Source organism: Mycetocola sp. Y719 (genome assembly GCF_056713205.1).
This window is the reverse complement of record NZ_JBWYGY010000003.1, coordinates 419,899-437,638: the sequence shown is the minus strand read 5'-3', so window position 1 is coordinate 437,638 and position 17,740 is coordinate 419,899. Positions and strand designations below refer to the sequence as shown.

The 17,740-nt window shown below is 66.7% G+C and carries 18 protein-coding genes; 8 read left to right on the top strand and 10 right to left on the bottom strand.

Annotation, left to right across the window (positions count from 1 at the left end; genetic code table 11):
* The first annotated feature begins 53 nt into the window (after window positions 1–53).
* Window positions 54–554, top strand: coding sequence for a bifunctional nuclease family protein (locus tag AC1M0F_RS13980; protein WP_480238861.1), 501 nt, complete (start codon window positions 54–56; stop codon window positions 552–554).
* Between the two features lie 9 nt (window positions 555–563).
* Here the strand turns inward: AC1M0F_RS13980 and AC1M0F_RS13975 are convergent, their stop codons facing one another.
* Together AC1M0F_RS13975 and AC1M0F_RS13970 are read right to left on the bottom strand one after the other, a co-directional pair.
* A complete protein-coding gene (locus tag AC1M0F_RS13975; RefSeq protein ID WP_480238860.1) occupies window positions 564–1,007 on the bottom strand; it encodes an SRPBCC family protein in 444 nt (147 codons plus the stop codon).
* Between the two features lie 8 nt (window positions 1,008–1,015).
* Window positions 1,016–2,482, bottom strand: a complete 1,467-nt coding sequence (locus AC1M0F_RS13970; RefSeq protein ID WP_480238859.1) for a phytoene desaturase family protein — start codon at window positions 2,480–2,482, stop codon at window positions 1,016–1,018.
* Between the two features lie 218 nt (window positions 2,483–2,700).
* Here AC1M0F_RS13970 and AC1M0F_RS13965 point away from each other — a divergent pair, with 218 nt between their 5' ends.
* Window positions 2,701–3,660, top strand: a complete 960-nt coding sequence (locus tag AC1M0F_RS13965; protein ID WP_480238858.1) for a phosphodiesterase — start codon at window positions 2,701–2,703, stop codon at window positions 3,658–3,660.
* A gap of 248 nt (window positions 3,661–3,908) precedes the next feature.
* Here the strand turns inward: AC1M0F_RS13965 and AC1M0F_RS13960 are convergent, their stop codons facing one another.
* Both AC1M0F_RS13960 and AC1M0F_RS13955 read right to left on the bottom strand, forming a co-directional pair.
* A complete protein-coding gene (locus AC1M0F_RS13960; protein WP_480238857.1) occupies window positions 3,909–5,624 on the bottom strand; it encodes a stealth family protein in 1,716 nt (571 codons plus the stop codon).
* Between the two features lie 264 nt (window positions 5,625–5,888).
* Window positions 5,889–6,503: an NADPH-dependent F420 reductase gene (locus AC1M0F_RS13955; RefSeq protein ID WP_480238856.1), complete on the bottom strand. Its 615-nt coding sequence runs from the start codon at window positions 6,501–6,503 to the stop codon at window positions 5,889–5,891.
* 101 nt (window positions 6,504–6,604) lie between these two features.
* Here AC1M0F_RS13955 and AC1M0F_RS13950 point away from each other — a divergent pair, with 101 nt between their 5' ends.
* Both AC1M0F_RS13950 and AC1M0F_RS13945 read left to right on the top strand, forming a co-directional pair.
* Window positions 6,605–7,096, top strand: a complete 492-nt coding sequence (locus AC1M0F_RS13950) for a MarR family winged helix-turn-helix transcriptional regulator (RefSeq protein WP_480238855.1) — start codon at window positions 6,605–6,607, stop codon at window positions 7,094–7,096.
* A 124-nt stretch (window positions 7,097–7,220) separates the two neighbouring features.
* Complete coding sequence (locus AC1M0F_RS13945; protein ID WP_480238854.1) at window positions 7,221–7,772, top strand: type 1 glutamine amidotransferase domain-containing protein; 552 nt, start codon at window positions 7,221–7,223, stop codon at window positions 7,770–7,772.
* 97 nt (window positions 7,773–7,869) lie between these two features.
* On the opposite strand, the gene AC1M0F_RS13940 is transcribed toward AC1M0F_RS13945, so the two are convergent.
* Window positions 7,870–8,262, bottom strand: coding sequence for a PPOX class F420-dependent oxidoreductase (locus AC1M0F_RS13940; RefSeq protein ID WP_480238853.1), 393 nt, complete (start codon window positions 8,260–8,262; stop codon window positions 7,870–7,872).
* A 93-nt stretch (window positions 8,263–8,355) separates the two neighbouring features.
* Here AC1M0F_RS13940 and AC1M0F_RS13935 point away from each other — a divergent pair, with 93 nt between their 5' ends.
* Complete coding sequence (locus tag AC1M0F_RS13935; RefSeq protein WP_480238852.1) at window positions 8,356–8,781, top strand: hypothetical protein; 426 nt, start codon at window positions 8,356–8,358, stop codon at window positions 8,779–8,781.
* Window positions 8,782–8,817: 36 nt separating this feature from the next.
* Here AC1M0F_RS13935 and AC1M0F_RS13930 read toward each other — a convergent pair whose 3' ends face one another.
* On the bottom strand, window positions 8,818–9,366 hold the full coding sequence (locus tag AC1M0F_RS13930) for a pyridoxamine 5'-phosphate oxidase family protein (RefSeq protein WP_480238851.1): 549 nt from the start codon (window positions 9,364–9,366) through the stop codon (window positions 8,818–8,820).
* Window positions 9,367–9,539: 173 nt separating this feature from the next.
* On the opposite strand from AC1M0F_RS13930, the gene AC1M0F_RS13925 reads away from it, so the two are divergent.
* The 3 genes from AC1M0F_RS13925 to nhaA all read left to right on the top strand — a co-directional run bounded on the left by AC1M0F_RS13925 (window position 9,540) and on the right by nhaA (window position 14,100).
* Window positions 9,540–10,967 carry a lipase maturation factor family protein gene (locus tag AC1M0F_RS13925; RefSeq protein ID WP_480238850.1) on the top strand — a complete coding sequence of 476 codons (1,428 nt, stop codon included), beginning with the start codon at window positions 9,540–9,542 and terminating at the stop codon, window positions 10,965–10,967.
* A gap of 163 nt (window positions 10,968–11,130) precedes the next feature.
* Window positions 11,131–12,675, top strand: coding sequence for a CYTH and CHAD domain-containing protein (locus tag AC1M0F_RS13920; protein WP_480238849.1), 1,545 nt, complete (start codon window positions 11,131–11,133; stop codon window positions 12,673–12,675).
* A 90-nt stretch (window positions 12,676–12,765) separates the two neighbouring features.
* A complete protein-coding gene (nhaA, locus tag AC1M0F_RS13915) occupies window positions 12,766–14,100 on the top strand; it encodes a Na+/H+ antiporter NhaA (protein ID WP_480238848.1) in 1,335 nt (444 codons plus the stop codon).
* Window positions 14,101–14,104: 4 nt separating this feature from the next.
* Here nhaA and AC1M0F_RS13910 read toward each other — a convergent pair whose 3' ends face one another.
* The 4 genes from AC1M0F_RS13910 to AC1M0F_RS13895 all read right to left on the bottom strand — a co-directional run bounded on the left by AC1M0F_RS13910 (window position 14,105) and on the right by AC1M0F_RS13895 (window position 17,388).
* Window positions 14,105–14,377, bottom strand: a complete 273-nt coding sequence (locus AC1M0F_RS13910) for a hypothetical protein (protein ID WP_480238847.1) — start codon at window positions 14,375–14,377, stop codon at window positions 14,105–14,107.
* A 237-nt stretch (window positions 14,378–14,614) separates the two neighbouring features.
* Window positions 14,615–15,199, bottom strand: a complete 585-nt coding sequence (locus tag AC1M0F_RS13905; protein ID WP_480238846.1) for a PepSY domain-containing protein — start codon at window positions 15,197–15,199, stop codon at window positions 14,615–14,617.
* Window positions 15,200–15,275: 76 nt separating this feature from the next.
* On the bottom strand, window positions 15,276–16,718 hold the full coding sequence (locus AC1M0F_RS13900) for a sensor histidine kinase (RefSeq protein WP_480238845.1): 1,443 nt from the start codon (window positions 16,716–16,718) through the stop codon (window positions 15,276–15,278).
* Window positions 16,711–17,388, bottom strand: a complete 678-nt coding sequence (locus tag AC1M0F_RS13895) for a response regulator transcription factor (RefSeq protein WP_480238844.1) — start codon at window positions 17,386–17,388, stop codon at window positions 16,711–16,713. Before AC1M0F_RS13895 ends, AC1M0F_RS13900 begins: the two co-directional genes overlap by 8 nt.
* Between the last annotated feature and the right edge of the window lie 352 nt (window positions 17,389–17,740).

The following is a 17,740-nucleotide window of genomic DNA, read 5'->3' as shown; positions in this document are numbered from 1 at the left end:
GCCCTGCCGCCTAACATGAAGGATCAGACCCGTTGCCGTCACGGGAGGTTGCCATGGTTCAGGTTCGCATCGTCGGCGTCGCGCTGGACTCCAGCGCCCAACCGGTCATCTTGCTGAAGCCGTTGGACGAGGTGGCGGGCACCGGGCGGATGCTTCCCATCTGGATCGGTGCATCGGAGGCGACATCCATCCTCATCGCGGTGGAAGGCGCCGAAGCGCCGAGGCCACTGTCCCACGATCTGATGAACACCCTGATCGAGGCGGTCGGTGCCTCGGTCGACCGGGTCGAGGTGACGAAGATCGAGGACGGCACGTTCTACGCAGAGATCACGCTCCGCACGAGAGACGGGTCGCTGGTCATCGATTCGCGGCCCTCGGATGCGATCGCCATCGCGGCGCGCGCGGACGCACCCATCTGGGTCGACGACGAGGTGCTCGTGGTCGCTGGCGTCGTCGACACCGACGAAGGGCTGAGCCCGGCAGTCGAGGAGGAACGGCTCGAGGAGTTCCGCAAGTTCCTCAACGACGTCGACCCGGAGGACTTCCAGGGCTGAGAGGTCGCTTCAGTTCGCGGTCGCGCCGCCCTCGGCGAGGTACGCGAGTCGCTGGAGCGTCTCTGTATTGCGGGCGTGAAGCATCGTCTGGCGGATCGGACCCGGGATGTAGCGGCCCGGCCCGCGGACGGCGTCCTCACCGATGCGGACGACGCATCCGTCTTTTCGCGGTTTCACGTCGAGGGTCACGTGTGCCTCGCCGATCGGCCAGCCCCTCGCCTTGATCTTCATGTGACGGGGCGGGTCCCACTCGAGGACCGAGGTCGAGTCGTTGATGAGGAACGGCCAGACGCCGAAGGAGTGGAAGATCCGCGCGCCTTCTGCGGGCCAGGCGTCGTCGACATCGCGCATACGTGAGGCGCCGACCACCCAGCTCGGGTAGAGCCAGCCGTTCGCCAGCACCGCGAACACCTCTTCAGGAGTGGCTTCGATGTAGCGATAGTTGACGGACATGACTTCTCCTACGATTCGTGTGTGGCGTCTGGCGCCAGTGACGGCGGGGTCGACAGACCGAAAACATCACGCAGCGCGAGGAGCGCCGCGTTCCAGCCGGGCAGGCCGTGGACCCCGGGGCCTGGCGGGGTCGAGGACGAGCAGAGGTAGACACCCTCCAGCGGCGTCCGCCAGGGCTGCGCGGACAGCAGCGGGCGCGCCAGCAACTGCGGCAGGTTCACATCACCCGCGGAGATGTCTCCGCGGATGTAGTTCGGGTTGTAGTGCTCGTATTCGATGGCGGTCTTCGACGCCGAGGCGAGGATCGTGTCCCTGAAGCCGGGAGCGAAACGTTCGATCTGGCTGATCACGGCTTCGGTCCGGTTCACCGTCGACCCGGCGGGAACGTGTGTGTACGCCCAGAGCACGTGTTTGCCTTCGGGTGCCCTGGTGGGGTCGAAGCTGCTCGGCTGCGAGACGAGGACGTAGGCGTTTTCCGGATGCTTGCCGCGGGCGACGTCGCGCTCGGAACGGGCGATTTCGGCGCGGGTTCCGCCAAGGTGAAGCGTTCCGGTGAGGGCGAGTTCGGGGTTGGTCCACGGCACGGGACCTGAGAGGGCGAAATCGACCTTGGCGACGGCGTTGCCGTATGAGAACCGGCCGAGCCGCCTGGAGTATCCATCGGGCAGGCGATTCCCGGCGATCTTCTGCAGGGCGCGGGGGCTGGTGTCGAAGAGCACGGCGCGGCTCGGCGGCAGTTCGCGCAGGCTGGTCACCTCATGGTCGGTGATGATCTCGCCGCCGTGGGCGACGACATCCGCTGCCATTGCGTCGACGATGCCCTGACTTCCGCCGACGGGGATCGGCCAGCCGCCCGCGTGTGCGTACGCGGCGAGCACGAGTCCTGCTGCGGTCGGGGCCAGGCCAGGCAACGGCTGGATGGCATGGGCGAGCACTCCGGTCAGAAGGGCGGGAGCGACATCCCCTTTCCACCGGACGTTCCAGAATGGGCTGCCCTGCTCGAGAGCGCGCAGCCCGAACCTGGTGAGTGTGATCGGATGCTTCGGCACACGCAGCAGGGAGGTGGATGTGAACTGGGCGATGCCATCCGCGTGCGCCGAGAGCGGTCCGAACAGCTGCTTCCAGGCCGGTCCGTCTGCGCCGAGGCCGTCGGCCGCGCGGTCGAGGGAGCGCCAGGCGAGCCCGGCCTGTCCATGGTCGAGCGGGTGGCCGTATGCGAGTTCGGGGTTGACGAAGTCGAGGCGGTCGGTGAGCCCGAAGTGCTGGAAGAAGCCGGAAGCGTATGCCATCGGATGCACGGCGGAGCAGACGTCGTGCCGGAAGCCGGGAAGCGTCAGTTCTGAGGTCCGCGAACCGCCCCCGATGGTGCTTTCACGCTCGTAGACGCGGACCGAGACGCCGGCCCTCGCCAGGGTCACGGCGGCTGCGAGTCCGTTCGGGCCGGCGCCGATCACGAGTGCATCTGGCTGAGTCATTGGTCGTCAGTATGACACCGTGATTCGGAACCGAGCGACCCCTTGACTGCGTCCGACGACACCCGAACTCGGGTCGCCGCCACACCCGAAGTCGGGGTTTGTCCAGCGCGTAGACGCGTGGCGTTCACGAATCGTTCGGAATACTCTGGTCGAATAGGGCCTTAACGCACCATGGTGTGAGGAAACGAGCACCACCGCCAAACCCGATTGGACGGATTGTGACTACCCGAACGGCCGAGTATCCGAGGCCGGATCATTTCATCCTTCACATCAGCGACACACATTTGCTTGCCGGGGGCAGCAAGCTTTACGGTCAGGTCGACAGCGAGACGCACCTCAAACAGCTGTTCGCCGAGCTCGAAGCCTCAGGGGGTCGCCCTGAAGCCATCGTCTTCACGGGTGACCTGGCCGACCGAGGTGAGCCCGAGGCGTACGAACGTATCCGGGCCATCGTCGACCCGGCCGCAGCCCGACTCGGCGCCACGGTCATCTGGGTCATGGGCAATCATGACGACCGCGAAGCCTTCCGCGCCGGCCTGTTCAACGAAGTACCGACCCAGCGCCCGGTGGACCGCGTCTATGAGATCAACGGGCTGCGCATCATCACCCTCGACACCACGGTTCCCGGCCACCACTACGGCGAAGTGACCGGAGACCAGCTCGACTGGCTCGCTGAGGAACTCTCCGTTCCCGCACCTGAGGGTACGATCCTCGCCATGCACCACCCGCCGGTCCCGAGCATGCTCGATCTCGCGGCGAGCGTCGAACTCCGTGAGCAGGCCGGCCTTGCCGAAGTGCTCGAAGGAACGGATGTTCGGAGCATCCTGGCCGGGCACCTGCACTATTCATCGACGGCGACATTCGCGGGCATCCCGGTGTCGGTCGCGTCGGCCACCTGCTACACCCAGGACCTCACCGTGCCGATCGGCGGCACGCGCGGTCGCGACGGGGCTCGGGCCTTCAATCTCGTCCACGTCTACCCGAACACGGTGCTGCACTCGGTCGTTCCGCTCGGCAGCTTCCCGACTCTCGACTACATCGACGCCGCCGAGAGTGCGCGTCGGCTGTCGGCGCTCGGCGTGAAGTTCGATGAGGCCGTGCGCCTCGCCCACCCCGTCCTCGAATCACTCGTGGTGCCGAGCGCACCGCCGACGGAATCGATCCCCATCCTGCGCTGAGGGCCCGAACCGCGTCCGCTCACGCGTTCCGGACGCACTCACCCGGCGCACCAGGTGAGCGGGTCCGGAACAGGTGAGTACGTGTCGACGCGACCGAACCGCTGGTCACGTCCGCTCCGGTGATCGAGCCTGTCGAGATCCCCGGCGACCGAACGGTCCGAAAAGGTCGCTCGACGACGAATCGCCTCTTGGGACCGATCGCCGGGCCGGGTCGCCCTTCAGGACCGATCGAGCGCTACGAACGCCTGTCAGCCGGCATCCGTCGCCGAGTGCTCGCTCGAGTGCAGGGCGACCTCGGTCTCCCACGGCGCAGCGAACGGGAAGTAGTGCTCGAGGAACTCGGTGACGGCCTGGGTGCGCTCTTCGACCGAGATCTCGGGCTTGGAGCCGTCGTTGAGACAGAACATGTCCTGGTCGCGGCGTTTCAGGAGTCGCTCCATCGACGGCAGCGCCGAGCGCAGCGTCGTTTCGATGTACTTCACCCGCGCGTTGGTCTGCACGACCGCTTTGCCGATCATCAGCGCGTAGTAGTGGTACAGCGAGTTCGTGACCGAGATGTCCGTCGCCGACCGGAACCGGCTGGCGGCTGTGCGACGGAACTCTTCGGGGAACTCGTTCTCGAGCTCCTGCATCACGCTCTTGCGGAGCGGGGCGGCGGAGTGTTCGAGGTGCCTCGTGGTGACCTTGCCGAACCGCTCGCGGAGGAGCTCACGGTTGACGCGGGCGGCGTTCTCGAATCCGCTACGCGAAGGGTCGCTCTCGCCGAGACCGATGCGAGTGGATGCCTCGACGAACTTCGTGATTCCCCCGGGGGAGAAGAACACCTCAGGCTTGATCGGCCGGCCGATGAACATGTCGTCGTTCGAGTAGAGGAAGTGCTCGGCGAGTCCGTCGATGTGGTGCAGCTGGGCCTCGACGGCGTGTGAGTTGTGGGTCGGCAGCACGCTCAGGTCGGCGAAGTGGTCCTCACTGCGCACCAGGGTGACGGACGGGTGCTCTGCGAGCCACTCCGGACGCGGGGAGTCGGTCACGATGAAGATGCGACGGACCCACGGCGCGAACATGTAGACGCTGCGGAGCGCGTACTTGAGTTCGTTGATCTGGCGGAATCGGGCATCCGAGTCGTCACCGTCGCCGACGACGTAGCTCTGCATCCGTTTGGCGCGGGCACGCTGGAACTCGGCGCTTGACCCGTCGACCCACGAGAAGACCATGTCGATGTCGAAGCTCACGTCGCTGGCGAGTTCGGCGAACATGTTCTGCAGGGTCGGCCAGGTCTGCCCGAACATCTCCACAGTGTCTTCGAGGGCCTCCGACCGCGGAAGCCAGCGCCGCATGAGCGCGTTCTCGACCGGCGCGACGATCTCGTCTTCGCCGAACCGCCACAGTTCCAGCTGCACCGCAGTATCCGGGCCGTAGCGCAGGCGGCCGATCGGCTCGATCCTGGGCCGGTAGAGACGGAAGACGGATGCCTTGCGGTAGGTCGTCAGCGCACCGTCCGCGAGGAGGACCGACGGGGCATCCTGTTTCTTCGACCGCTTGCCGCTGTTGATCGAAGCAGGGTCGAGAACCTTGGCGTAGAAGGGTTCATCGGCGAAGGCTTCGGAGAATGCCGCGCTCAACTGCTTGCGGCACTTGCGGTCGACGGCGATCACGAGATTGTCGTGGCTGCCGCGGACGAGGAGGTAGGGGATCTCGTGGCGTTCGAGGACGCGACGCAGCGAGAGGATGTCGGTGATCGCCGACTCGCGCGGGGTCAGGTGCCCGTTGATCAGGGTGTACTCGCCTTTGCGCAGGACGACGTCGTCGCGGCTGAAGCGGTTCGCGCGCGTGCCGTTGGAGAGGAGCACGAGTTCGGGGGTCTCGCTGATGATCGGCATCGACGCGGTGATCGGATCGTCGCGGCGGAACGCATCGACGGAGTTCTCGGTCTTCGTTGCGTGATGCTTGTTAACTGTCGTCATGATCGCCACCCTTCCCGATGGGTCGCCCACCAGGGGGGCGAAGAATGCGCTGTCACTTCAGCGAGAGAGCGCGAGCGACTCGACGGATATCGGCGCTGCTTGCTCATTGTACGGGCGGAGACTGAACTCGACGACGACTTGACTTCCGGGCTGTCCGATCCCACGTCGTGAGACACCGATGGCCTCGCTCCGCAGGGTGCGGAGCGAGGCCATCTGGCCAGCAGGATCGCCGTATTCCGGCGCTATCGGCTGGAGAGCGGGGTGTTACTTGACGAGCGCGAATCCGGTGTTCCAGGAGGTCTTCTCTCCCACGGCCAGGGTCAGCTGCAGGAAGCCGACGGCTTCGAGTTCGCGGGCACGCTTGAGGGAACCGGCGTCGACGGCGGTGAGGCCGCCGCCCTGGATGATCGCCGCAAGGGTGGCCTTGGCTGCTGCGTCGTCACCGGCGATGAGCACGGTGGTGTCCTGGTCGCCGACCGAACCGGTTGCGACGGTTGCCGCGAAGTTCGTGTTGAACGCCTTGAGCACGTGGGCTCCAGGGACCTGCGCGGCGATCTCGGCGGCAGCGGAGCCGTCGGCCGGAACGACCAGGTCGTCGAAGGTGGCGAAGTCGAGCGGGTTGGTGAGGTCGACGAGGATCTTGCCGTCGAGCTGACCGTCGTATGCAGCGAGCACATCGGCGACGGCGGGGTAGGGGAGGGCGAGGATGACGACGTCACCGGTGATCGCGTCGCCGACGGTACCGGCGGTGACCTGCTCGCTGACCGCGGCCTTTTCGGTGTCTCGGGCGAGGACCTGCACAGTGTTGCCGCCTTCGAGCGCGATTCCCGCGATGGCCGAGCCCATGTTGCCTGCTCCGATGATGGTGACACTTGTCATGCTGTTCTCCTTGAGTCTCGGGCGGCGGCCCGATTAGTTGTTGATACAAGTAACGATAGGACACATTAGTTGTAGCGTCAAGTATTTGCTAGAATAGGGGCATGGATGATGTGCGCTGGCTGACGACAGAGGAACTCCAGGCGTGGACGAAGTTCGTCGCCGTGGTCGAACTGCTGCCCGGCGTGCTCGATTCACAGCTGCAGCGCGACGCCGACCTCAGCCACTTCGAGTACTTCGTGCTCGCCATGCTCTCGGAGGCTCCGCGCAAGACGCTGCGGATGACGGGGCTCGCGTTCGCGACGAACGCAACGCTCCCCCGGCTGTCACACGTGGTCTCACGGCTCGAGAAGCGCGGGTTCATCGAGCGCACCGCGTGCGCGGAAGACCGCAGGGCGACGAACGCAACGCTGACCGACGCCGGGTGGCAGAAGGTCGTTGCGACTGCTCCCGGGCACGTCCACACGGTCCGTGAGAACGTCATCGATCCGCTCACCGCCGAGGATGTCGCAGACCTCAACCGCGTGATGGGGAAGGTCCTGGCAACGCTCGATCCCGAGCACCGCTTCAACTACGCGGCCACGAGCGGCGACTAGGGCGGTTCAGAGAAGCCGGCACCACGGCATCCGCTCGTGGCGATCGCAATTCCTCCGGATGCCTGTCAAGGCCCTCGGCCTTTCTGGAGCTCCCGCGTAACGTGGCGAGCCGGAAAGGAGCACCATGACAGAAACACTCACAGGCAAGAAGGTCGCCTTCCTCCTCACGGACGGTTATGAGGACTCGGAACTCACGAGCCCCTGGCAGGCGGTGACGGATGCCGGCGCAGACGCAGTTCTCGTCTCGCCAGAGATCGGCACCGTCACGGGGAAGAACGGGCACACCCAGCAGGTAGACGTACGGGCGGCCGAAGCGACCTCCAACAACTTCGACGCGCTCGTGCTCCCCGGTGGAGTCGTGAACGCGGATCACCTGCGCATGGACGCCGATGCCGTCGCGCTCGCGCACGCATTCTTCGAGGACCACAAGCCGGTCGGCGTGATCTGCCACGGCGGCTGGCTGCTGATCGAGGCCGACGTCGTCCGCGGCAGGGAGCTCACCAGCTACCCCAGCCTCAAGACCGACCTCACCAACGCCGGCGCCAGCTGGGTCGACGAAGAGGTCGTCGTCGACAGCGGGCTCGTCTCGAGCCGTACCCCGGACGACCTGCCGGCGTTCAACGCCAAGCTCGTCGAGGAGATCGCCGAGGGCGAGCACGAGGGCCAGAAGCCGTAGGTCTGCAGTAACCGCGTTTCGCGCGGGTGGTTCGGCTTCCCGCGGGTGAAAAATCACCCGCGCGGAGCCGATTCGCGCGCGCGAACACGTTTTCGCCTCAGCGGCCGATGACCTTCGTTATCGCCATCACGAGGATGACGCGGTCGGCCTTGTCCGGCGGAGCTACCTGTGCGGCGTTGCCGTAGCGCTTGCCGAGCCGAACGTAGAACGCACCGGTCGGATCCTCCCGTACCTCCGAGAGCGCACCGCGCAGCTCGACGTAGCTCAGCGGATTCTCCGGGTCGAACACCGAGAACGCCATCGACGGGTTCTTCTGCAGGTTGCGGTACTTCGCCCGCTTGGTCGTGTGGGTGAAGAGCAGGTTCTCTCCGTCGAACTCGAACCACATCGGGTTCACCTGGGCGGTGCCGTCCGGGCGGACGGTGGCCAGGCTCCCGAAGTTCGGGGCGGTGACGAGGTGCAGCAGGTGGTCGGGGATCTCAGCCGTCATGCTCTCAATCTACGTGTTCTCCACAGGCATCCGTTTCTCCACAGAAAGCGGATGCGACGGCGCACGGCATCCGCGAAGCTCACCATGGTGGGCATGACCGAAATCAGAGCCGAAACGGCGGAGAACGAACCGCTCGTCACCGACGAGCTCATCGAACAGCGAGTGCGGGCGATCGTCGGCCGCGCCTGTCGACGGCAGGTGTGGATGCTGTTCCTCGACGAGGACAGCGTTCAGGTGCCGCTGATCCTCCCGATGGCGGACTACCCCTCCAGCCCTGGCGACGGCAACGCAGCCATCTTTGCCGCGCGGGTGAGGGAGATCGTCGAGGTCGCCGGTGCCGCTCAGGTGATCTTCGTGTGGGAGCGGTACGCGGGCGACCGACTCACCCAGTCCGACTGCGCCTGGGCCCAGCACCTGCACGAGGCGTGCCGGGCGGAAGGAGTGGTGGTGCGGGCGCAACTCCTCAGCCACAAACGCGGCGTCAGGTGGATGGCCGCCGAAGACTACCTCGACATCTGACCGTGTGCAGCGCTCGCCGCGTCCGCCCCGGACGGTCTAGAGGTCCACCGATTTGTTGTCGCCGACGTCTGGCTGCGTGTGGGTCACGACCGCTTTGGCGATCTTGAACATCGTCACGACTCCGGGCTCATTGGTTGCCCAGTATTCCGCGGATTCCGCATTGACCTTGATCAGGGCGACGGTGGGGTCGTCCTTGCCGTCGGGGAACCATGCCTCGACCGCCGGTGTCCACAGCTCGTCGACCTTGGCCCTGTCGTGCACGACCGTTGCTGTTCCCGCGATCGAGAGGTAACCCTTGCCGGACTCGAACGCGGCATTGACCTGGTTGTGCGCACGGATGTCGTCGACTTTCGAACTGGGGTCCTGCGTGAAGAACCAGAGATCGCCGTCGAAGTCGGTCTCCTGCGTCGCAAGCGGGCGGCTGTGCAGGTGGCCGGTGGACGTGATGGTTGTGAGCAGCGCGATCTTCGCCGACTTCACCAGTCGGGCGATCGTCTTCATGTCATCGTCGTCGGCCGGAATGAAGGTGTCCACCGGGACGGTGCGGTTGGCCGGGGTCGCGATGTCGTCGTCGCTGAATGTCATGACTGGGTCTCCCTCGGATCGTGTGAGACGCGCGGCAGAATCGCGCCGGGCGCTGATCGCACGGTACGCCGCGACATCTGCGGCCCTCTACCCGTTGACAATCACGGGGCTGCAGCCGCACCCGCGCGACCCGTTGAACCGGGTGTGGCCGCAGGTCTAACGTCGGCAGGGAGATGGAGTGGTTCGCCGCCGGGGACTATGAACTCGCCCGCCAGGTCCTGCAACGCGGTATCGCGGCGCTGTACCTGATCGCGTTCGTGTCTGCCGCGTACCAGTTCCCCGCGCTGCTCGGAGAGCGCGGGCTGCTCCCGGCGCCATGGTTCCTGAACCGGATCTCGTACCGGCAGTCGCCGAGCGTGTTCCACTGGCGGTACAGCGACAACTTCTTACTCGGCATCGCCTCGGCCGGCGCAGGGATCGCGGCGACCGTCGTGGTCGGCCTGCCCCAGTCAGGACCACCCTGGCTTCCGATGGTCGTCTTCCTGGCGCTGTGGGCGGCCTACCTGTCGATCGTGAACATCGGGCAGACCTTCTACAGCTTCGGCTGGGAAAGCCTGTTGCTCGAAGCCGGGTTCATCGTCGCGTTCCTGGGCTCGGACCAGGTCGCCCCACCGCTGCTGATCATCCTCTTCCTGCGCTGGCTCGTCTTCCGACTCGAATTCGGCGCCGGCATGATCAAGATGCGCGGCGGGCGCGAGTGGCGCGACTTCACCGCCCTGTACTACCACCACGAGACGCAGCCGATGCCGAACCCCGTCAGCTGGTTCGTGCACCATCTGCCCAAACTGTTCCACCGCGGAGAAGTGCTCGGCAGCCACTTCGCGCAACTCGTCGTGCCGTTCTTCCTCTTCGCACCCCAGCCCGTGGCACCCGTCGCAGCGCTCATCATCATCGCCACCCAGCTCTGGCTGGTGGTCACCGGTAACTTCGCGTGGCTCAACTGGATCACCATCGTGCTTGCGTTCTGCGCGATCGATGACGGGACGATCCGGGCCGTGATCCCCGGCTTCGGCCCCGACACGGCGTTCCTGCCCACTCCCCTCTGGTTCGATGTCCTCGTGATCGTTGCGACGGCGTTCCTCCTCGTGCTCAGCTGGCGCCCGCTCGCCAACCTTTTCGCCCGCCACCAGCTGATGAACGCGAGTTTCAACCGGTACCACCTCGTCAACGCGTACGGGGCGTTCGGCACCGTCACCAAGGTGCGGATCGAGGTGATCATCGAGGGCTGCGCCGATGAGCGCCCCGGACCCGACAGCGAGTGGTTGCCGTACGAATTCAAGGGCAAACCGGGCGATGTGAAGCGGATGCCGCCGCAGGTTGCGCCGTACCACCTCAGGCTCGACTGGCTGATGTGGTTTCTCGCGCTCGGGTCGCCGGACACCCGCTGGTTCCAGATGCTGATCTACCGGCTGCTCGACGGCGACGAGCGCACGCTGAGGTTGCTGCGGTACAACCCATTCCAGGAGGCGGCGCCGACGTGGATCCGGGCGCGCGCGTTCCGCTACCGGTATTCGACCTGGGCCGAGCGCCGGGAAACCCGACAGTGGTGGGTTCGCAGCCTGGTAGGAACGCTCATCGACCCGGTGCGACTGGAACGCTGAGCGACTGCTTCTGTGCTGCCCGGGCGCTGCCGGCGGGTTCGCGCGGGTGAATCGGCTCCGCGCGGGCGAAAAAACACCCGCGCGGAGCCGGAACACCCGCGCAAGCGGTTGCGCGGCTGCGGCGCTGGTGGCCGCCCGCCCGCCGACACGGTAGACAAGGGGTATGACGAACTCCGCCCCCGCCGGCCACTCCCAAAGCGAGATCGAGCGCAAGTACGACGTCGAGGATGGCGCGGAGGTCCCTGACCTCAGCTCCGTGAACGGGATCGCGACGGTCGACATCCGCGAACCGGTCGACCTGGAGGCCGTCTACTACGACACCGAACGACTCGACCTCGCCGTGCGGCGGATCGTCGTCCGACGGCGCACGGGCGGTGGCGACGCGGGCTGGCACATCAAGAAGCCTGCCGCTGAGGGACGCACGGAACAGCACTGGCCCCTCGGCGACGACACCGGGACAGTGCCGGATGAGATCCTCGAACCGGTCCGCGCGTGGGTGCGCGACCGTGACCTCACACCGCTGGCCCGCATCTCGACCAGACGCACGGCGATCCACCTCGTCGCTGCCGACGGCGCCGGGGTCGTCGAGATCGCCGACGATGAGGTGACGGCGACGGATGTCCGCCGCGGAGGAGAACGCAGCTGGCGTGAGTGGGAGGTCGAACTCCTCGACGGCGCCCCGGACACCGAAGAAGGACGCACGGCACTCCTCGACCAGATCGAAGGCGTGATCGCCGAGGCCGGAGCCCACCCGTCGTCGAGCGTGGCCAAGGTGGCGCGTGCCCTCGGTGTGAACTCGCTGACCGAGGTGACTCCCTCAGCCGGCGACGACGCGGGCGATGCAGCCGCCGACGGGACGGCATCCGCTGTCTTCCTCCCCGCCATCGCGGAACTCGTCGAGACGCTCAAACACGCCGACCCCGCTGCTCGCGCCGACGCACCCGATGCGGTGCACCGCATGCGCACGCTCGTGCGGCGGCTGCGCAGTGTGCTCGCCGCGTACCGGCGCCTCTTCGACCGTGAGGTCGCGGACGATCTTCGGGATCGCCTCGGACGGATCGGGTCCGCCCTTGGTGAGGCGCGCGACCTCGAGGTGCAGGGGCTCAGGGCCGAGTCGCTGCTCGACGAACTCGTCAGCTCAGACGCCGAGGCCAGGTCGCGGCTCGTCGACGGCGCCCGTTCGCGCTACGACACCGCACACCAGCGGCTGCGCGACGTGTTGTCCTCGACCGAGTACTACCGCCTTCTCGACGACCTCGACGCCTTCGTCGCATCCCCTCCGCTGACGGATGCCGCGTCGAAGCCCGCGAAAAAAGTCGTCAAAAAGGTGCTGGGGCGTGAGGTGCACCGCCTGCGGAAACGATCGGATGCCGTCGGCGCAGCCGGCGGAGAGCTCGAATCCCAGCTGCACGCGGTGCGAAAGGCCGGCCGACGGCTCCGGTATGCCGCCGAGATCGTCAGTGCGGCGGGCCTCCGGCGGGCCGCCGCCGCCGCGTCGGCCGGTGTGCGGGTGCAGGACACCCTAGGTGAACACCGCGACAGCGTCTTCTTCGGCGAGTACCTCGTCCGCACCGCCAAACGCGCCGAGGAAAACGGTGAGAAGACGGCTGTCTATGCCGCGCTGTCCGAACTGAGCGCCCGTCGCGGCACGGCCGCCCTCGTCGATGCGGCCGGCGCGCTGAGCGACGCATGCGACCTTCGACCCTGACCCGGGCAGGCGGCTGACGGTAGAGTCGAAGCTGGTGAGCCGGGAAGTCTGGTCGGCAATGATTTCGTGACCCGTCAGCAAGGAGTCCTCGTGACCGCCCGTTCTCCCCAGCCCACCCGCCCAGTCTTCGGCCCCGGCAGTTACGCCGAGGCCCTGCGGATCGGGAACATTCTCCGCAAGGAGACGGTCGGGGGCATGCTGCTCCTCGCCGCCGCGGTGATCGCCGTGGTGTGGGCGAACTCCCCCGCCGCCGACAGCTATTTCGCCCTCCGGGATTTCCGGGTCGGGTACGAACCATGGCACCTCGACCTCACTCTCGGGCAGTGGGCATCCGACGGTCTCCTGGCGATCTTCTTCTTTCTCGTCGGCCTCGAGCTCAAACGGGAGTTCATCGCCGGTGATCTCCGCCAGTTCAGCAAGGCCGTCATCCCCGTAGCGGCAGCGATCGGCGGAGTCGTCGTCCCCGCCCTGATCTACGCCGCCATCAACGCCGGCGACCCGGAAGCCATCCGTGGCTGGGCGATCCCGACCGCGACAGACATCGCATTCGCCGTCGCCGTTCTCGCGATCATCGGCTCACACTTGCCGAGCGCCCTGCGCATCTTCCTGCTCACCCTCGCCGTCGTCGACGACCTGCTCGCGATCACCATCATCGCCGTGTTCTACACGGAGGAGATCGTGATTCTGCCGCTCGTCCTGTTCCTGATCCCTGTAGCGGTGTACGCGTTCCTCGCTCACCGCTACCGCCGATTCTTCGGGCTCCACGCCTCGGCGGCCTGGCTGATCCTCCTTCCGCTGGGGCTGATCGCCTGGGGACTCCTGCACGCTTCGGGCGTACACGCGACGATTGCGGGCGTGGTGCTCGGCTTCGCCGTCCCCGTCATCCGCAGTCAGGCGAGCGGAGGGCCAGACGCCGGACCGGGCCTCGCCGAGATCTTCGAGCACAGGTTCCGACCGATCTCCGCCGGATTCGCCGTGCCGGTCTTCGCGTTCTTCGCGGCGGGTGTCGCTCTCGGTGGGGTGGAGGGATTCACCTCAGCACTGCTCGACCCGGTCACCATCGGCATCATCGTGGCGCTCGTGCTCGGCAAACCGCTGGGGATCGTCGCCACGACCTGGCTGGTGAGCCGGTTCACGAAGGCGCGACTCGACGCATCCCTCGCCTGGATCGACCTCATCGGAATCGGCCTTCTGGGCGGAATCGGGTTCACTGTCTCGCTGCTCGTCGCCGAACTCAGCTTCGGACTGGGCGCCATCGAGAACGACCACGCCAAGGTCGGCATCCTGCTGGCATCCGTTCTTGCCGCCGTCCTGGCATCCGTCGTGCTGATCAGCCGCAACCGGCGCTACAAACGGATCGAACAGGACGCACAGCGGGATGCCGACGAAGACGGCATCCCGGACGTCTACCAGCGCGACGCCTGATCACTCAGCTGAGGCCGGCGTTACCCTGCAGGTCGATCTCGCCGGGATCCACGTCGACATCGCCGACGTCGTCGGGTCCGCCGGTGCCAGGCAGGACGTTGACGTCGTCTGCGTCGATGTCCGGGTCGTCAAGTGCGGCGGAATCCGAGGAGGCCTGCAACTGTTCGGTCTCCTGGCCGCTCGACGGGCTGTATGACACGTCCTTGCCCGTCTGTTCGGCGTCGCTCAGGTCGCCGCCGGTGGGTGTCGCGCTGTCGTTCTGGGTCTCGTCGCTCATGCGTCGAGGCTACGGGCGCGGCATCGGGCGGAGAAGCCCCTTGCGCCGGGCCCCGTTCGTAACTGCGGAGATTCGGATGCCGTCACCCCGTTTCGGTGCCGGACGCGGCCAGGAGGGCACAATCTCCGCGGTTGGAAACGCTCCCTGCCGCCGCCGCGACGGTTTCGGGAGGAAAAGGAAGGGGTCCATCGACGTATTGTCGATGGACCCCCGGGATTTCCTCCCGAAACGCAGCTCTTAGTCGTTGGAGTTGTCGTCCGAGCCGTCCTCGTCGACGAACACGACGACGAACTTCTCATCGAGGTCGATGTCGGCTTCGGTTCCGTCTGTGCGTGTGACCTCGACCTCGAAGGCGTGGTCCGCGTCGTCGCTGCGGTCGATGTCGGTCACGGTGCCGGCAACTTCTGCCAAAGCGGCCTTCGTGGCGCTGGCCTTCTCGGCCTCGGTCAGGGGCGTGTTGGTGTCGTCGCTGCTGGTCGAGTTCGACCCGGTGTTGTCGTCGTCGTCCCCACGAGTGTCGTCGTCTCCGCCGCGGTCGTTGTCGACCCGAACGACCCCGAAGTCGCCGTCGAGCGAAACATCGACCTCGGTGCCGTCCTCACGGGTGACCTCGACCTCGTAGCCATCGTCGTCCGAATCCGAGTCGGTGACGCGTCCTTCTCCGACTTCGTCGAGAGCGGCCTTCGAAGCCTTCTCGAGTGTCGTCCCGGTGAGCTGGTCATCCCCGTCGAACGGGTCGGTCACTGCGACGGCCACTCCGGTTCCACCGAGCACGAGTACGGCAGCGACGGCCGCGCTGATCCAAATGGTCTTCTTCTTCACGAGAGCCTCCTTGTGGCGTTTGTTCCACTGTGCCCGGGAGGTGCTGAAGCAGACCTGAAGCCTCCTGAACGGAATTTCAGGAAGGCACCTCGGATGCCGCAGGCAGGCGCAGATCGAATCGCGCACCACCCAGCGTGCTCACCGTCGCGATCACGGAACCGCCGTGCGCCGTGGCGATCTCCCGCACGATGGCGAGCCCGAGTCCGCTGCCGCCCGACTCGCGGGCGCGGGCCTCGTCGAGCCGCACGAACCGTTCGAAGACCCGCTCGCGCTGGTCCTCGGGGATGCCATCGCCGTCGTCGGCCACCGTGAGAAGCACCTGCCCGTCGGACTCCGTGAGTTCGAATTGCACGGTCCCGGTCGCGTGGCGGGCCGCGTTGTCCGCGAGGTTCCGCAGTGCCTGACCGAGCAGGCCGCGGTCACCGAGCACGCGCGCGGGGCCGACCCCGCTGGTGTCGATGCGGAGGCCAGAGGTGTCCTTGAGCCGCCGCGCTTCTGCCAGCGCGAGATCGTCGAGGTCGACGGCGGCCCGAACCGGAGTGAGCGTCCGCTCGTCGGCCTTCGCCAGCACGAGCATGCCCTGCACGAGGCGTTCCAGCCGGGCGCCTTCGTCGAGGACGACATCGGCGAGCTCCCCATCGCCCACCTGGTCGGGGTGTGCGCGGGCGACCTCGGCGTACTGGCGCATCGACGCGAGGGGTGATCGCAACTCGTGCGAGGCATCCGAGATGAAGCGCCGTTGCGAGCGTTGTGAGGCGTCGAGACGGTCGAGCATCCGGTTCATCGTCGTAGCCAGTCGGCCGATCTCATCGGAGGTCCCCGGGTCGGCGATACGGCGGTCGAGACTCGCCGCGGTCACGTCGTCGACCTCGCGGCGCATCTGGTCGACGGGTCGTAGCGCACGGCCGACCACGAACCAGGTGGTGAGGGCGACGAAGAGCAGGAGGACCGGCAACGCGATGGCGAGCAGACGGATCACGGTTGCGGTGGTCTCGCCGACGGTCTCGAGACTGCGGCCGGTGACCACGGTGAGGTCGTCCGCCTCTCCGGCGACGACGACGAACTCGCCGAGCTCGCCCGGCAGGATGACAGTGCGTGATTCTCCTTCGGCCGGAGCACTGACCGTTCCGATCCCGGTGACGTTCTCGCTCGCGGCCACGACGGCGCCGGACTCGTCGACGATCTGGAAGAAGGCCTCGTCATCGTCGTAGTCCGAGAGGAACTCCTCGGTGCTCTCGGAGGCCGGGTCGTCATCGTCGTCATCGTCGGGATCGGGGGTGTCACTGTCGTCGGAAAGCGAGTCGAGACCGGATGCTTCGACACGGTTCGTGAGTTCGCTCAGGCTCTGCTCTGCGGTGTCGCGCACCCCGTCGCGCAGGGCGCCCTGGAGCAGCACGACGAATCCGACGGCACCGAGCAGCAGGGCGACCGCCACGACCGCGGTGGCGGCGAGAACGATCCGGACGCGGATGGAGCCTCGGCGCTTCTGCCCCTTGCTCGCGGTCGTCTCCTCAACCACCGTTCGCTGCCAGACGGTAGCCCGCGCCACGGAGCGTCTCGATCGCCTCACGACCGAAGGGACGGTCGAGTTTGTTGCGCAGGTGGCGCACGTAGACCTCGACGATGTTCGGGTCGCCTTCGAAATCGAAGTCCCACACGTTGTCGAGCACCTCGCGCTTGGACACGACGGTTCCCCGCTGCCTGATGAGGTACTCGAGCACGGCGAACTCCCTGGAGGTCAGGTCGATCGGGGCGTCTCCCCGCCAGACCCGGCGGGAAGCGGGGTCCACCCGGATGTCTCCCGCCTCGAGCACGACAGGGCGCTCGGCCGCGCCGCGGCGCAGCAGTGCGCGGACCCTGGCCAGCAGGATCGCGAACGAAAACGGTTTGGTGAGGTAGTCGTCTGCGCCGGTGTCGAGGGCCTCGACCTGATCCCACTCGCCGTCCTTGGCCGTGAGCATGAGGATCGGCGTCCAGTTCTTCTCAGCGCGCAGGGTTTCGCAGACACGGTACCCGCTCATTCCCGGCAGCATGATGTCGAGGAGGATGACCGCGTACTGGTTCTCCCGCGCCAGCCAGAGCCCGTCGGTGCCGGTCGGGGCGACGTCGACGGCGAAGCCCTCCGCTTCGAGTCCGCGGCGCAGACCGTCGGCGAGCCGTACTTCGTCTTCGACCACGAGTATCCGCATGCCGACCACCTCCCCCGCCATTCTGCCCGAGCCGGGCTGAAGCGCCGCTGAAGCGGAGTCGCCGCAGCCTTTCGAGCACGGGGCCGTGGGTTTCGGGAGGAAAATCGGGGGGTCCTTCGATGTATGGAAGATGGACCCACGGATCTTCCTCCCGAAGGCGGCAGAGGTGCGCGCCGACACGCACTCCGCTCGCCGCGCGGCTCCGCTGGAGTGACGTCACCAACTTCGGAGATCCTTGGTCGAACGGGGAGGTTCAGGCCAGAAACAGCCATAATCCAGAGAATCTCCGAAGTTGTGGCCCGTGGTCCCCATGCGCTCGCTGGCGCCCGGACTCGACCCACGCGGGTGGGCG